Source organism: Rhodopseudomonas sp. BAL398, from assembly GCF_033001325.1.
Classification (GTDB): Bacteria; Pseudomonadota; Alphaproteobacteria; order Rhizobiales; family Xanthobacteraceae; genus JARJEH01.
Genome location: NZ_CP133111.1, coordinates 3,254,746 through 3,268,968 on the forward strand (window position 1 = coordinate 3,254,746; position 14,223 = coordinate 3,268,968).

General features: G+C 65.9%; 14 protein-coding genes. 5 read left to right on the forward strand and 9 right to left on the reverse strand.

Annotation, left to right across the window (positions count from 1 at the left end):
* Positions 1–13: 13 nt before the first annotated feature.
* From ileS to RBJ75_RS15455, 5 genes are all read right to left on the reverse strand, one after another.
* Positions 14–3,223 (reverse strand): isoleucine--tRNA ligase, encoded by a 3,210-nt coding sequence (gene ileS, locus RBJ75_RS15435; RefSeq protein WP_317528495.1) that lies wholly within the window; start codon positions 3,221–3,223, stop codon positions 14–16.
* 391 nt (positions 3,224–3,614) lie between these two features.
* A complete protein-coding gene (locus RBJ75_RS15440; RefSeq protein ID WP_044406715.1) occupies positions 3,615–4,169 on the reverse strand; it encodes a sugar O-acetyltransferase in 555 nt (184 codons plus the stop codon).
* Entirely contained in the window at positions 4,166–5,134 is a 969-nt protein-coding gene (locus RBJ75_RS15445) for a bifunctional riboflavin kinase/FAD synthetase (protein ID WP_044406713.1), read from the reverse strand. Before RBJ75_RS15445 ends, RBJ75_RS15440 begins: the two co-directional genes overlap by 4 nt.
* 152 nt (positions 5,135–5,286) lie before the next feature.
* Positions 5,287–5,955: a ribonuclease T2 family protein gene (locus RBJ75_RS15450; protein WP_044406729.1), complete on the reverse strand. Its 669-nt coding sequence runs from the start codon at positions 5,953–5,955 to the stop codon at positions 5,287–5,289.
* 150 nt (positions 5,956–6,105) lie between these two features.
* Entirely contained in the window at positions 6,106–6,570 is a 465-nt protein-coding gene (locus tag RBJ75_RS15455) for a hypothetical protein (protein WP_044406710.1), read from the reverse strand.
* Between the two features lie 189 nt (positions 6,571–6,759).
* Between RBJ75_RS15455 and RBJ75_RS15460 the strand changes: the two genes are divergently transcribed.
* The 4 genes from RBJ75_RS15460 (at position 6,760) to RBJ75_RS15475 (ending at position 10,576) form a co-directional block, all read left to right on the forward strand.
* Positions 6,760–7,056, forward strand: coding sequence for a hypothetical protein (locus tag RBJ75_RS15460; RefSeq protein WP_152647615.1), 297 nt, complete (start codon positions 6,760–6,762; stop codon positions 7,054–7,056).
* Between the two features lie 30 nt (positions 7,057–7,086).
* Positions 7,087–7,623, forward strand: a complete 537-nt coding sequence (locus tag RBJ75_RS15465) for a DUF3617 domain-containing protein (protein ID WP_080900893.1) — start codon at positions 7,087–7,089, stop codon at positions 7,621–7,623.
* 133 nt (positions 7,624–7,756) lie between these two features.
* Positions 7,757–8,116 carry a hypothetical protein gene (locus RBJ75_RS15470; protein ID WP_052628829.1) on the forward strand — a complete coding sequence of 120 codons (360 nt, stop codon included), beginning with the start codon at positions 7,757–7,759 and terminating at the stop codon, positions 8,114–8,116.
* A gap of 126 nt (positions 8,117–8,242) precedes the next feature.
* Complete coding sequence (locus tag RBJ75_RS15475) at positions 8,243–10,576, forward strand: TonB-dependent receptor (protein WP_044406722.1); 2,334 nt, start codon at positions 8,243–8,245, stop codon at positions 10,574–10,576.
* Between the two features lie 195 nt (positions 10,577–10,771).
* Here RBJ75_RS15475 and RBJ75_RS15480 read toward each other — a convergent pair whose 3' ends face one another.
* Together RBJ75_RS15480 and RBJ75_RS15485 are read right to left on the reverse strand one after the other, a co-directional pair.
* Positions 10,772–11,296: a GNAT family N-acetyltransferase gene (locus RBJ75_RS15480; protein WP_044406701.1), complete on the reverse strand. Its 525-nt coding sequence runs from the start codon at positions 11,294–11,296 to the stop codon at positions 10,772–10,774.
* A 67-nt stretch (positions 11,297–11,363) separates the two neighbouring features.
* Entirely contained in the window at positions 11,364–11,852 is a 489-nt protein-coding gene (locus tag RBJ75_RS15485; RefSeq protein WP_234707325.1) for an NUDIX domain-containing protein, read from the reverse strand.
* 382 nt (positions 11,853–12,234) lie between these two features.
* Between RBJ75_RS15485 and RBJ75_RS15490 the strand changes: the two genes are divergently transcribed.
* Entirely contained in the window at positions 12,235–13,134 is a 900-nt protein-coding gene (locus tag RBJ75_RS15490; RefSeq protein WP_044416559.1) for a metallophosphoesterase family protein, read from the forward strand.
* Positions 13,135–13,199: 65 nt separating this feature from the next.
* Here RBJ75_RS15490 and RBJ75_RS15495 read toward each other — a convergent pair whose 3' ends face one another.
* Together RBJ75_RS15495 and RBJ75_RS15500 are read right to left on the reverse strand one after the other, a co-directional pair.
* Positions 13,200–13,790: a hypothetical protein gene (locus RBJ75_RS15495; protein ID WP_044416557.1), complete on the reverse strand. Its 591-nt coding sequence runs from the start codon at positions 13,788–13,790 to the stop codon at positions 13,200–13,202.
* Positions 13,791–14,010: 220 nt separating this feature from the next.
* A complete protein-coding gene (locus tag RBJ75_RS15500) occupies positions 14,011–14,220 on the reverse strand; it encodes a hypothetical protein (protein ID WP_044416555.1) in 210 nt (69 codons plus the stop codon).
* Positions 14,221–14,223 lie beyond the last annotated feature (3 nt).

A 14,223-nucleotide genomic window follows, 5' to 3' on the forward strand; every position in this document is an offset into this window, starting at 1 on the left:
GCCATTGCTGCGCTCAAGCTGCCCCCAGCGCCTTCCATTCCCGCAATGCATGCGCATCACGCGGCGAGACGTCGGGATAGTCCGGATCGGCGCCGACATCGGAGGAAATCTTCCACGACCGGGCGCATTTGGTGCCCACGGCGCGTTCCACCACCACGGCGACATCGGCCAGCTCGGGCAGCCGGAACGCATCGGCCGGCGGCGTGTCGTTGCCGCGCAGGATGGTGACCATCGCGTTCGAGGTGATGCAGATCTCGGCCCAGTCGACCTCGTAGAGCCCCTCCATGATCTGTTCGGGCAGAAAGATCATCGGCGAAGCTTCCAGCGACGAGCCGATCCGCTTGGCCGCGCGTTCGACCTCCAGCGCGCCGGTGACGACGCGGCGGATTGCCCTGATCACCCGCCATTTGGCGTCCAGCGCATCGTCCTTGAACTGATCGAGCCCAAGCGGGAACAGGGTCAGATGCACGCTCGGCTCGGCGTCGGGCTTGTACATCCGCCACGCCTCCTCGGCGGTGAAGGACAACACCGGCGCCAGCCATTTCAGGATCGAATCGCAGATGATGTCGATCGTGGTCAGCGCCGCCTTGCGGGCCAGCGACGACGGCGGATCGCAATACAGCGTGTCCTTGCGGATATCGAAATAGAACGCCGACAGCTCGGAATTCATGAAGGCCGACAGCGACGACACCACGGTCTTGTAGTCGAATTCCGCATAGGCCGCGCGGATGATGGTGCCCTGCTCGGCGAGCTGATGCAGCATCAAGCGCTCAAGCTCCGGCATCTGGGCGAAGGCGACCGCGTCCTCGGGCTTGTAGTGATGCAGCGTGCCCAGCATCCAGCGCAGCGAATTGCGCAGCTTGCGATAGGTCTCCACGGTGTTCTTGAGGATTTCCGGGCCGATGCGCTGATCGTCCGCATAGTCGGTGGCGCAGACCCACAGCCGCAGAATATCGGCGCCGGAGGATGCGATCACCTTTTGCGGCTCGACGGTGTTGCCGACCGACTTCGACATCTTGCGGCCGTTCTCGTCGAGCGTGAAGCCGTGGGTCAGCACCACGTCATAGGGCGCGCGGCCGCGGGTGCCGCAGCTTTCCAGCAGCGACGACTGGAACCAGCCGCGATGCTGGTCGCTGCCTTCGAGATACATCACGGTGTCGGCGCCGCCATCGACCTTGCGGCGGATCCCGGCGAGGCCGGGGAAATGCACCGGGTCTTCCAGCACGAAGGCGTGGGTGGAGCCGGAATCGAACCAGACGTCGCAGATGTCGTCGACCTTCTTCCATTCCTCATTGGCGCGCGAGCCGAGAAAGCGCTCGCGCGCGCCCTCCTCGTACCAGGCATCGGCGCCCTCGGCCTCGAAGGCATCGGCGATCCGCTTGTTGACGGCGTCGTCGACCAGGATTTCGGCGGAGCCGTCGCCGGCCTCGCGCACGAACACCGCGATCGGCACGCCCCAAGCGCGCTGCCGCGAGATCACCCAATCGGGCTTGGTGTTGATCATGCCGTTGATGCGGTTCTGCCCGGCCTGCGGCACCCATTGGGTCACCGAGATCGCCTGCAAAGCGCGGGCGCGCAGGGTGTCACCCGGAGAAGTTGCTTGAGGGAGCGGCGCAGCGAGGCCCGCTCCCTCCCCCCTTGCGGGGGAGGGTTGGGGTGGGGGGGAAGCCGCGGATGCCGTGCTCGCCGCACCCCCCACCCCCGACCCCTCCCCGCAAGGGGGAGGGGAGTCGACGATCGGCTTGTCCATCGCGATGAACCATTGCGGGGTGTTGCGATAGATCACCGGCTTTTTCGAGCGCCAGGAATGCGGGTATTGATGCTTCAGCCGCGAGCGCGCCAGCAGCATGTCGGCGTCGATCAGCGCCTTGATCACCGCTTCGTTGGCGTCGCCCTTTTCGCCCTTGTCGGTGATCACCCGCTTGCCGACGAAGCCCGGCGCCTGCTCGGTCAGCGCGCCGTTTTCATCGACGGTGTAGGGGATGACCGACGAAATGCCGCGCGCTTCCAGCGACCGCGCATTCTGCATCCAGATATCGAAATCCTCGCGGCCATGGCCGGGCGCGGTGTGGACGAAGCCGGTGCCGGTGTCGTCGGTGACGTGATCGCCGTCGAGCAGGGGGACGGTGAAGTTATAGCCGCCGCCGACGCCCTTCAGCGGGTGGGCGCATGCGATCATCACAAGTGCCTGAGCCGAGACGTCGGCGACGCGCTCGAACGCCGTGACGCGAGCTTGCTTGAAGAACGATTCCGCAAGCGTATCAGCGAGGATCAGAACCTCGCCGGATTTGACCCAATTGTCGGCTGGCGCGTCGGTGACCTTGTATTCGCCGTAGGAAATCTTCGACGAGAAACTGATCGCGCGATTGCCCGGAAGCGTCCAGGGCGTCGTCGTCCAGATTACGATCGCAGCCCTTTTTGAAAGAAGCGCTGACGCATCCTCAAACCCACCGGGGATCTCCGCCGGGTGGCGGCCCTCGAGTCGTCCGACTCGTTCCACCGGAAACTTCACCCACACCGTATCGGACGTGTAGTCCTCGTACTCGACCTCGGCTTCCGCCAGCGCGGTCTTTTCGACCACGCTCCACATCACCGGCTTGGAGCCGCGATACAGCGTGCCGTTGGCGGCGAATTTCATCAGTTCGCGGGCGATCTGGGCTTCGGCGAAGTAGTCCATCGTGGCGTAGGGATGGGCCCAGTCGCCGATGATGCCGAGGCGCTTGAACTCGTCGCGCTGCACGTTGAGCCATTTGCCCGCATAGGCGCGGCATTCCTTGCGGAACGCCACCATCGCGGGCGAGTCCTTGAAGTTCGGCTTCGGCTTGCCCTTGGAGCGGTAGTTTTCTTCCTCGATCTTCCATTCGATCGGCAGGCCGTGGCAGTCCCAGCCCGGGACGTAGTTGGAATCGAAGCCGAGCATCTGCTGGCTCTTGGTCACCACGTCCTTGAGGATCTTGTTCAGCGCGTGGCCGATATGGATGTTGCCATTGGCGTAGGGCGGCCCGTCATGCAGCACGAATTTGGCGCGGCCTTTCGCGCTCTGCCGCAGCTGGCCGTAAAGGTCGATCTCCTCCCAGCGCTTGAGCATTTCGGGCTCGCGCTGCGGCAATCCGGCGCGCATCGGAAATTCGGTCTGCGGCAGGAACAGGGTCTTGGAATAGTCGTTGCCGGCCTTGGTGGCGTCGGCTTTGGGGGCGTCGGACTTCTCGGGTGCTTCGGACATGGAATCTCTGGGTCAAGAGGCGCGGAAACGCGATCGATCGCGATGAAACGGAAAAGGCCCCGGTCTTGCGCCGAACTCAAAGTTCACGCGAAAGCCGGGACGCTAATGCTGATGAAGGTGCGCCGCGCAGACATGGGCATTCATTAGCAGGCGGCCAGCGGATCGCAAAGCCCCGCGGCGCCGGCTGGCTGTCATCCTTATGGCGTTTCCGGTTGCGCTTGCCGGCTCGTCACCAAATGGCCGTCATTCCGGGGCGCGAGCCCGAAGGGCGAGTGAACCCGGAATCTTGCGGCGAGGGAGACGCTGGCAGTTGCTGCGAGATTCCGGGTTCGCTCGCAGCGGCGCTGCTCGCGCCCCGGAATGACGGCATTCCTGGCCTCGGACGATCGATCTAGCCAGCAATCGGCCGGGCCGGATTGCCCGCCACCGTGGCGCCGGGCGCGACGTCGCGGGTTACCACGCTGCCTGCGCCGATCACCGCGCCGTCGCCGATGGTGATTCCGGGCAGGATGATGGCGCCGCCGCCGATCCAGACGTCGCAGCCGATCCGCACCGGGCGGCCGAATTCAAGGCCGTCACGGCGGGCGGCGGCGTCGCGGGGGTGGTCGGCGGCGTAGATCTGCACCGCCGGACCGATCTGGGTGCGGTCGCCGATGCTGACCGACACCACATCGAGAATGACGCAGTTGAAATTCAGGAAAACGCCGGCGCCAAGGCAAATATTGTAGCCGTAGTCGCAAAAGAACGGCGGCCGCACCACCGCGCCCTCGCCGACCTGAGCAAAATGCTCCGACAGCAGGACGTGGCGATCGGCGGCGAGCAGCGCGCCGGCGGCGTTATAGCGGACCAGCCAGGCCTTGTTGGCGCTGGCATCGGCCTGCAATTCCTTATCCCCAGGGCGATACAATTCGCCCGCCAGCATCTTCTGCTTTTCGGTCTTGGTCATCCCACCTTGCCGAGCACCGGGAACGCGCCGTGGTCGGCGGCCAGAGCCGCCTTGGCGCGGGCGCTGTCGTCGTCCATCTGGCGCACAAGCGCTTCGGCGCCTTCGAATTTCTCCTCGTCGCGGATATGGGCGATGAAGGCGACATCGAGGGTTTCGCCGTAGAGCTCGGCCTTGAAGTCGAACAGGAACACCTCCAGCAGCGGCGCGCCATTGTCGAAAGTCGGGCGGCGGCCGAAATTGGCGACGCCGTCGATATGCTGGCCGTTGCGGCCGACCCGCACCGCATAAATGCCGTGCTTGAGCCCGCAATTGGCGTCGAGCCGGATATTGGCGGTGGGATAGCCGAGCTCGCGGCCGCGCTTTTCGCCGTGGATCACCTCGCCGGTGACGAACCAGGGGCCGCCCATCATCTCGGTGGCGGCGGCGATATGGCCCTGCTCCAGCGCCTTGCGGATCGCGCTGGACGACACCGGATGGTCGCCGAAATCGATATGGGGCTGGACGTCCACCTCGATGCCGAGCGCCGGCGCCTCGCCGACCAGCATGGCAGGCGAGCCGCCCCGGCCCTTGCCGAAATGGAAATCATAGCCGACCGCGATGCCCTGGACGCCGAGCCGCGCGACCAGCTCCTGGCGGATGAAGTCATGCGCCGTGGTGGCGGCACGCGCGGCGTCGAACGACAGGATCACCGCGCCGTCGAGGCCGGTGCCGGCCAGCAGCCGCAGCTTGCCGGCCTCGTCGGTGAGCCGGAATTGCGGCGTGTCGGGGCTGAAAAAGCTGCGCGGATGCGGCTCGAACGTCACCGCCAAGGCCGGCGCGCGGCGGATCCGCGCCATTTCCTTGCAGGCCGCGATCACGGCGCGGTGGCCGAGATGGACGCCATCGAAATTGCCCATCGCCACCACCGCCCCTTTGGGGATCGCGGACGCGGGCGTGGTGTCGCGGATAACGGCAAAACCAGTCATTGTCGGATTCAATCGGTCATTCTGAGGTGGGAGCGGGACGGTGACGCGGAGCCGCAATCGAAGTCAAGACGGCGCAACGGCGATGTCGCGACTGCGACCACCGTTGCCGTTGCCGTTGCGTGGCCATCGGAGCAAAAGCCGGGCCGCGCGCATCAGCCGCCGCGCATCGGCGGCATCACCACGGAATTGCGGCGGCAGGCGCGGCGGTCGGTCTCCTCGCAGGCCCGGAATTGCAGATTCTTGCTGAGGCAGATCCGCACCTCGCTGAGCCGGTTGCGGTCGCAACTCACCGCGATCGCCGAAGCGCTCAGGCCCGGATTGACCTTGATGAAGGCTTCCTCGAGCGCCTGCGGCGTGATGGTCACTTGCTGCTGCAGGTCGAGAAAATCCGGCGGTATCTTGACAGCGGCGCGGGCCTTGCGGACGGTTTCGAAATAGGCCCGCTGGCCGAGCCCCGAACAGGTGCCGTGCTTGTCCCATTGGCTGTAGACCAGCCCCGGCGCCGGCATCAGATCGAGCATCGACGTCATGATGTCGCGGCTGAGCCGCGGCGCCGGCCGCTCGCAAAAATCAGGAAAGCCGCGCTCATATTGCGGCCACAGCCCATGCACGATGAAGGAATAGGGCCGTCCGCCGCATTGGATCTGCTGGGCGCGGCTATGGCTGCCGCGCTCGGCCGCCTTGGCGCAATAAGACGGCGACCATGACAGGCTCAGCACGTAGAAATCGAACTCGCCGGGGGCGTTTTGGCGGCGATCCAGCGCCGCGGCGCCGCCCGGCAGCAGCAGCGCCAGCGTGCCGACAAGTAGCGCCAGCGCCATCAATTTCCGGCCGATCAAATCAGACATGATGAGGGGTCCCGCGGTTCATTGACACGGAACCCGTAGCGGGCAAGCCGAAACATTTCAAGAACAGCAACGGCGTCTGCCAGACGAATACCGTCCGACAGGCGAACCGGGCCTGCGGCCCGATCAGGGCTTGGCGGCCTTGCAGCGCGGATTATAGGCCCAATTGCGGTCCAGCCCGACGACGCAGAATTCCACGCCATCGCCGAAGCCGGCCAGGCCGCCATCCTCGACGATCGAGAAATTGACCGCACGCGGCTTGCCGTCGCTCAGCATCGCGTCGGCGGTACAAAAGCGCCGCGGAATGGTCGCTGAATCCCAGGGGCGAAATGCAACTTCACGGACCTGGGCAAAGCCGGTGATGCGCAGCGCGGAATTCCAGAACGTGCCCTCTTTGTCCGCGAAGCGGCTGGCAATGGTCCCCAAAACCTGCTCGCAGGCCGGCAGATTGCCGTCATAGCGCGGACCCGACAGCCAGAAATTCATCTCCAGCGGGTTGGCGGCGCGGGCCGGCGCCATGGCCAGCAGCATCGCCACCGCAGCCATCACGGCCGCGCCAGCGGGGATCTTGAAACGGGAGGCAAAGCGCATGGGACATCCGCCGATTATTCTGTGAGCCCGACGGTGCCGCGAAGCCCGTGCGAGGTCAAGTGCAACGCGGCCACACCCGCCCGCAACTCCGCGCCGACCGAGCCGCCGCGCTTTTCATCGCTGCCGATGCGCTCTAGTGTCGGTCCCGCAATGATGGAGATTCCGATGCAAAATATCCTGGCGCGGCCGATGCTGGTGCGACCGCTATTGGTGCTGGGCGTTGCGCTGATCAGCGCCATGCTCGCCAATGGCGTGGCGCGCGCCGATTATGTGCCGCCGGTCACGGGCAACGATACCGGTGGAATCATCTCCTATAATCTGGTCGGCCAGGTCGATGTTCGCGCCATCGCGGTCCAGCACTGCGCACGCTACGGCAAGGTGGTGAAACTGACCGGCGTGCAGGCCAATTATGGCGGCTACATTTCCTTTGCCTGCCGCTGGGTGCCCTATGGCGCCAATGAGCGACCGCTGCGCACCCGCTATTGAGCGCCGCCGTCGCCTGACCGGGAGCTCGCCATGACCACGTCAACTGGGCGGTTGCTGTGGCTGCCACTTGCCGCCTTGCTGGGCACCGCTCCGGCATGGCCCTCCGACGCGGTCGAGCTGCCGGTCCGCAAGCCGGGCCTGTGGGAGATGAAGATGGACGGCGGCGCGCAGCTGCCGACCGTCACCATGCAGCATTGCACCGACGAGACCATCGACAAGCAGATGAGCACGGCGTTCTCGCCGATGTCGAAAGAGGTTTGCGCCAAAAACGAAATCCGCAAGACCGCCACCGGCTACAGTACCGACGCCGACTGCAGCGCGGGCGGGATGTCGACGAAAACCCATGCCGACATCACCGGCGATTTCAATTCCGCCTACACCGTCAAGGTGACCTCGCACCAGGACGGCGGCCCGACAGAGGTGCCGCGCGACGCCACCATGATGCTGCAAGCCAAATGGCTCGGCGCCTGCAAGCCCGGTCAGAAGCCCGGCGATGTCGTGATGCCGGGCGGCTTCAAGATGAACATCAAGGATATCGAGAAGCTCAAAGCCCTGATGCCGAAATAGCGCAACTCATCGGCGATCGGCCATCGGCCGACCGCTGCGCTGCATCTCGGCAGAACAGGCGTTGACAGCGGCGCGCGGCCCGGCAATGTAATGTTATAACATCGAGGGAGCCATCCTCGGTGGCGGGGCATCGATGGACTGGTTTCGGATCAATCTCAGGCTGGGATCACGGCTGGCGCTGTTCGCGTTGGCGCTGCAGCTCGTATTGTCATTCGGCCATTTCCACGGCCTCGACGTCGCGGCGACGGCCGTCGCGCAGGCCGGCTCGGCGATGGCGCCGGCGCAGCCGACCCCGGACCACCACCAGGACTCGGTCGACCTTTGCGCGATCTGCGTGACGATGGCGATGGCCGGCGCTGCGATGATCGCCACGCCGCCGGCTCTGGCGCTGCCGCCACCATTCGCATTGCGCCGCTTCGCCGCCGCGGCCGGACGCGCCGAGCCGAATACGGCCCGCAACGCCTTCCAGCCCCGCGCCCCGCCTCTGGCCTGATCTCGAATCGTCTTGAATTCCGCGATGCGCCGCCGTTCGGCCGCCGCGGGCCACCCAAATCGATCTGCCACGTCGCAGATGCCGTCCGCGCGCCGATGCGCCGGCCGGGTCAGTCAGGATCTGTCCATGTCCCTTCCCTTCAAAGCCGCCTTCCTGCTCGGAAGCGCCAGCCTTGTCGCGCTCGGAGGCTTTGCCGCCCCGGTCGCGCTGGCGCAAGGCGTCACCGCATTGCCCGAAGTCGTCGTCACCGCGCCGAGCCCGATCGTGCGGCACAGGGCGGCGCCCGCGCGCCGATCCAGCACGGTCGTTGCGCGCGACGCCCAGCCGGCCGCGCAAACGGTAGCGCAGCCGCCGCAGCAAGGCGTGCTGCCGATCGTCACCGATCAATTCGCCACCGTCACCGTGGTCCCGAATGACGAAATTCGCCGCTCCGGCGCGGCGACGCTAGGGGATTTGTTGAACAACAAGCCGGGCATCATCGGCTCCAGCTTCGCGCCCGGCGCTTCCAGCCGGCCGATCATTCGCGGCCTCGACGTCAACCGCGTCGGCATCGTCGAGAACGGCATCGGCAGCAACGGCGCCTCGGATCTGGGCGAGGACCATTTCGTCCCGATCGATCCGCTCGCCACCAACCAGGTCGAGGTGATCCGCGGCCCGGCGACTTTGCGCTACGGCTCAACCGCGATCGGCGGCGTGGTCAGCGCCAGCAATAACCGGATTCCCGATGCGTTGCCGCCCTGCGCCACCGCGCCGTTCCAAAGCTACGGTCTGCCGGTGAAGGCGCCGGTCTCGGTCGCGGCACCCGGCTGCGTCAATGCCGAGATCCGCAGCGCGGTGAGTTCAGTCGATCGCGGCGTCGAAACCGGCGTGCTGCTCGACGCCGGCGGCGGCCATTTCGCGCTGCACGCCGACGCCTATGGCCGCAAGGCCGGCGATTACGACGTACCGAGCTACCCCTATGCGAATCCGGGATTGCCGTTCAGCGGGCGCCAGACCAATTCCGCCGCGCGGGCCGAGGGCGGCTCGATCGGCGGCTCCTATCTGTTCGACGGCGGCTTCATCGGCGCGGCGATCACCCAGAACAACGCGCTCTACCACATCCCCGGCACCGAGGGCGCGGAAGTCGGCACCCGGATCGACGGCCGCCAGACCAAGGTGACCGCCAAGGGCGAATATCGCCCCGACGCCGCGGCGATCGAGGCGATCCGGTTCTGGATCGGCGCCTCGGACTACAAGCACGACGAAATCGGCCTCGCCGACGCGGCCGATCCGTCCAGCGACGGCGTCCGCCAGACCTTCACCAACAAGGAGCAGGAAGGCCGCGTCGAATTGCAGCTGATGCCGTTCGATGCCCGCTTCGCCACGGTGACCACCGCGCTGGGGGTGCAGGCCAGCCATCAGGAGTTGACCGCGCCGAGCCCCGACGATCCCGGCAGCCCGCTGAACGGCTTGTTCGATCCCAACAAGAATACCAAACTGGCCGGCTACATCTTCAACGAGCTGAAATTCACCGACAGCACCAAGGCGCAGATCGCCGGCCGCGTCGAACATGTCGACCTGTCCGGAACGACGCCGGCCTTCGTGCCCGAGCTGTTCGACCTCGCAGTCGATCCGACCGCGATCGGCGCCGCGACATCGCGCAGCCTGTCGTTCACGCCGAAAAGCTTCAGCCTCGGCCTGATCCAGGCGCTGCCATGGAATCTGTCGGCCAGCATCACCGGGCAATATGTCGAGCGCGCGCCGAAACCCGCCGAATTGTTTTCGCGCGGCGGTCACGACGCCACCGGCACCTTCGATATCGGCAATCCCGATCTCGGCATCGAGACCGCTAAATCGGTGGAAATCGGACTACGCCGCGCTGCCGGACCGTTCCGCTTCGAGGCGACGGCCTACTACACCAAATTCAGCGGCTTCATCTACCGAAGGCTGACCGGCAACACCTGCGCGGACGGCGCCTGTGTCGCGGGCGACGCGCTGGAGCTGAACCAGGCGATCTATTCGCAGCGCGACGCCACCTTCAAGGGCGGCGAATTCCAGAGCCAGCTCGATATCGGCCAATTCTATGGCGGCACCTGGGGCATCGAGAACCAGTTCGACGTCGTCCGCGCCACCTTCGCGGATGGCAGCAATGTGCCGCGGATTCCGCCGCTGCGCGCCGGCGGCGGCTTGTTCTGGCGCGACGCCAATTGGCTGATGCGGGTCAACCTGCTGCACGCCTTCGACCACACCGACGTCGCCGCCATCGCCGAGACGCCGACCGCGGGCTACAATCTGCTGAAGGCGGAGATCAGCTACAAGACCAAGCTCGACCCGAACACATTCGGTGCCAGGGAGCTGCTGGTCGGCATGGTCGGCAACAATCTGCTGAACGAGACCATCCGCAACTCGGTGTCCTACGACAAGGACGACGTGCTGATGCCCGGCATCGGCGTGCGGGCCTTTGCCAATGTGAAGTTCTGAGGCGAACGCATCTGAGTTCAGGCGCTTGAGCCAGAACGACGGTCATTCCGGGGCGCGAGCCAATTGGCGAGCGAACCCGGAATCTCGCCGCAAGGCAGGGTCGCAAGATTCCGGGTTCGCTCACAGCTGACGCTGTTCGCGCCCCGGAATGACGCCCCCCTATGGTTCGGCATCAATCCTTCAAGGGAGAGTTGCTTACGACTCAGTCTCCCGCGCCAAACTCCAGTCCGGCCGGATCGGGCCGGCGATGCCGTCGAAGGCGCCGTCGATCAGTTCGAGCACCAGCAGGCGGGCGTAATCCACCGGCCCTGGCATGGTGACGCGGCCTTTCGGAATCAGTTTGAAGCCGACCCGGCGGTAATAGGCCTCGTCGCCGACCAGCACGATCAGTCGGTGGCCCTTGGCCCGGGCGTCGCCGATCGCGCGGTCGAGCAGCGCGCGGCCGACGCCGTGGGAGCGAAACGGCGGCTCCACCGTCAGCGGCCCCAGCATCAACGCCTTGGTGGTGCCGATCAGGATCGGCAATTGCCGCACCGAGCCGACCAGCAGCGTGCCGATCCGCGCCGTGAAGGACAATTCGTAAAGGTGGTCGACATGCTCGCGCAGCCGGTAGGCGCTGAGCACAAAACGGCCGGGGCCGAAGGTGCGCTCGTGCAAGCGCTCGATCGGCTGGGCGTCGTTCGGCGTCTCCGCCAGAATAGTGAGGGACAGATCGGTCATGACCAGGCGCGCAATAGCATCGCAACCGGGCGCGGTCCATTGCGGCCGCGCCGCTGCAGGGCCACCGCTACCGCCATGTCGTCGACAAGGGGCCGCCGTCGAGCACTTCGGCGATCCGCCGCCGCGTGCCCAGCGTGGTGTCCTCCGGCAAGTCGCCGGGACTGAAAAAGCCGCTGGCGATGATCTCGCGATTGGGCTTGGGCGCATGGTCCTGGCGAAACTCCCGGACCACATAGACGGCGACGTGGTCGCGCGGCGACACATGGCTGTTGAGGAAGATGCCGTGCAGCACCGGCTCGCCGGTGAGTTCGATCCGGCCCTCTTCCATCAATTCGCGGCGCAGCGCCTCGCCGAAGGATTCGCCGACCTCGACGCCGCCGCCCGGCAGGTGCCAGCCCGCCACATAAGAGTGTTTGATCAGGAACACGCGGCCGGCCGGGTCCAGCACCACGCCGCGGGCACCCAGCGTCATGCCGCGGGCGAACCGCCAATACAGATGAAACACCCGCCGCAACGCCGGCTCGCATTTGAGCCGCAAGGTTTGCATGGTCGACAAAGCGGAATCCTTGGTGCGGCAGGGCCGATTGGCGGCTTGCGCCGCAGAGCGCACCTTGCCAAAACAATCGAGGATTCCACAAGGGCGGGCTGAAGCCGTTCATCCTCATCCTTCGCGACGCGCGGCTGCGGGCTGCGCCGCGCTGCTCAGAGTCTGACTTAAAAAGGGATTTGAAAATCAGGCCTTTTAGGTCGTCATTGCGAGGAGCACTTGCGACGAAGCAATCCAGCCCTTGCCTGGCGACCCTGGATTGCTTCGCAGTCGAACGGCGCGGTGCGCCGTCCTCGGCTCGCAATGACGAAATCATGTTTGATTTTAGTGGTTTCTTCTTCAGTCAGGCTCTCAGGATGAGGCGCATTCACAAGACATCAGAGCACGGGCCATGACACAATTTACCCTGGCGCATCTGTCGGACCCGCATCTGCCGCCGCTGCCGACGCCGAGCCGGGCCGAGCTCGCCGGCAAGCGCGTGCTCGGCTATTTGAACTGGACCCGCAACCGCCACGCGATTCACCGCCGCGACGTGCTCGACGCCCTGGTGACGGACATCCAGGCGCAGCAGCCCGACCACATCGCGGTCACCGGCGACCTCGTCAACCTGGCGCTCAAGGCCGAATTCGCCCCGGCGCGGGCCTGGCTCGACAGCGTCGGGGCGCCGGACCGCGTCAGCGTGGTGCCCGGCAATCATGACGCCTATGTGCGCGCCACAAGGCATTGCTTCGCGCAGGCCTTCGAGCCCTATCTGCGCGGCGAACAGCCGGGCGACGCGGTGTTTCCCTATCTGCGCCGCCGCGGCGAGGTGACGCTGATCGGGGTCTCGAGCGCGGTGCCGACCGCGCCCTTCATGGCGACCGGCTGGCTCGGCGCGGCGCAACGCCAGGCGCTGGAGGAACTGCTGGCCGGGCTCGCCGGCGAGCCGGCGTTTCGCGTGCTGCTGATCCACCATCCGCTGCGCTCCAAATCTCGGCAAAAATGGCTGACCGATGCCTTGGAGCTGACCGCGCTGTTGCGGCGCCACGGCGTCGACCTGGTACTGCACGGCCACGACCATGTACATTCGACGATCTGGATCGACGGCCCCTCGCGGCAAATCCCGGTGGTCGGCGTGCCGTCGGCCTCGGCCTTCGCCGATGGCCACCGCCCGTCGGCGGCCTACAATCTGTTTGCGATCGCGCGCGACGGCGATGGCTGGCGCTGCGAGCACCGAATTCGCGGTTTTGGCGATGGCGAAACGATCAACGAGCTGAGCCGGACCGTGCTGGTGCCAGGCACGCGGCAATAGAGCGTTTGCGAGCGCGTGGCGACCGGTTCGCGCCAAGACAACGCGTTAAACCAACAATCTGGCGCTCACAGATTTCGCAGCGTGGCGAACAGCGCCAGGCCGAACAGGGCCAGCGCGCCGGCGATGAAGCCGAGTGCGAAGCTCCAAAAGCCGCTGCGGCGTGGCTTTTCGGCCGGCTCCGGGGCGGCCTCTTCCGGCGCGGACAATTGCGGCCCGGCAAGCAATGGCGGCGCCGCCAGCGCGCGTTCGCGCTCGATCAGGCGGCGGGCGACATAGTCGGTGACCGCATCGACCATTTTGGCGGCTTCGTGAGATTCCGCCAGCACGACCCTGCCATAAGCCGAATCCTGCACGAAGCGGTAAATCCGCTTGTCGCGGCCCATCACCACATGGGCGACGACGTCGATCCACAGTCGCGGCGGCTCGCCCTGGCTGATGCCGCGGTCGAACAATTCGACGCCGGCGGGAATCTGGGCGAACAGCGGATCCAGCGCCTCATTGAGAATTTCAAGGCGGGCGACCTCGGCGTCGCGCAGATCGACCACCACGCCGGTCCGGTCGGCGGCCTCGATCCGGGCCTTGCGCAAGGCATCACGCAACCGCAAGGGCCTCATATCGCCAGCCGGAGCGTTCCCGGTCGTATACGAATCCGACATCTTGGCTGCCTCTGCCGAGCGAATGCCCCGGCGGCGATTAACCTATCAGCAACCGTGTTCGGCGCAAAGGCCCTTTAGTCTCAACCTGTTGCCCGGAAACGCGGCAGTCGGGCGGCGGCCTTCCGGCACTCTGGCACCGCCGCCCGCAACGCAACAACGGCCCCACCCGAGATCGGGTGAGGCCGCTGCGCCCTTGGACGTCTTCTTAAAGTCTAGCCGGTCACGCCGTGGCGCGGTTCGGCTCTTCGACGATGGAGAACCGCACGCCTGCGCGATGCCGGTTCTCTTCGGAGACGACCTTCCAGGCCTCCTCGGCCTCCTTGCGCGTCTTGAACGGGCCCTGCACCTGGGCCGACCCTTCAACGAGCTTATGGAAGTTCATCGAGCCGAACTCGCCGCCAATCACCCAGAAATTGCTGCCGGTCGCCATCTT

Coding starts and splice junctions, on each gene's coding strand:
- ileS (WP_317528495.1), bottom strand. CDS start 3,223: ATGTCCGAAGCACCCGAGAAGTCCGACGCCCCCAAAGCCGACGCCACC.
- RBJ75_RS15440 (WP_044406715.1), bottom strand. CDS start 4,169: ATGACCAAGACCGAAAAGCAGAAGATGCTGGCGGGCGAATTGTATCGC.
- RBJ75_RS15445 (WP_044406713.1), bottom strand. CDS start 5,134: ATGACTGGTTTTGCCGTTATCCGCGACACCACGCCCGCGTCCGCGATC.
- RBJ75_RS15450 (WP_044406729.1), bottom strand. CDS start 5,955: ATGGCGCTGGCGCTACTTGTCGGCACGCTGGCGCTGCTGCTGCCGGGC.
- RBJ75_RS15455 (WP_044406710.1), bottom strand. CDS start 6,570: ATGCGCTTTGCCTCCCGTTTCAAGATCCCCGCTGGCGCGGCCGTGATG.
- RBJ75_RS15460 (WP_152647615.1), top strand. CDS start 6,760: ATGCTGGTGCGACCGCTATTGGTGCTGGGCGTTGCGCTGATCAGCGCC.
- RBJ75_RS15465 (WP_080900893.1), top strand. CDS start 7,087: ATGACCACGTCAACTGGGCGGTTGCTGTGGCTGCCACTTGCCGCCTTG.
- RBJ75_RS15470 (WP_052628829.1), top strand. CDS start 7,757: ATGGACTGGTTTCGGATCAATCTCAGGCTGGGATCACGGCTGGCGCTG.
- RBJ75_RS15475 (WP_044406722.1), top strand. CDS start 8,243: ATGTCCCTTCCCTTCAAAGCCGCCTTCCTGCTCGGAAGCGCCAGCCTT.
- RBJ75_RS15480 (WP_044406701.1), bottom strand. CDS start 11,296: ATGACCGATCTGTCCCTCACTATTCTGGCGGAGACGCCGAACGACGCC.
- RBJ75_RS15490 (WP_044416559.1), top strand. CDS start 12,235: ATGACACAATTTACCCTGGCGCATCTGTCGGACCCGCATCTGCCGCCG.
- RBJ75_RS15495 (WP_044416557.1), bottom strand. CDS start 13,790: ATGTCGGATTCGTATACGACCGGGAACGCTCCGGCTGGCGATATGAGG.
- RBJ75_RS15500 (WP_044416555.1), bottom strand. CDS start 14,220: ATGGCGACCGGCAGCAATTTCTGGGTGATTGGCGGCGAGTTCGGCTCG.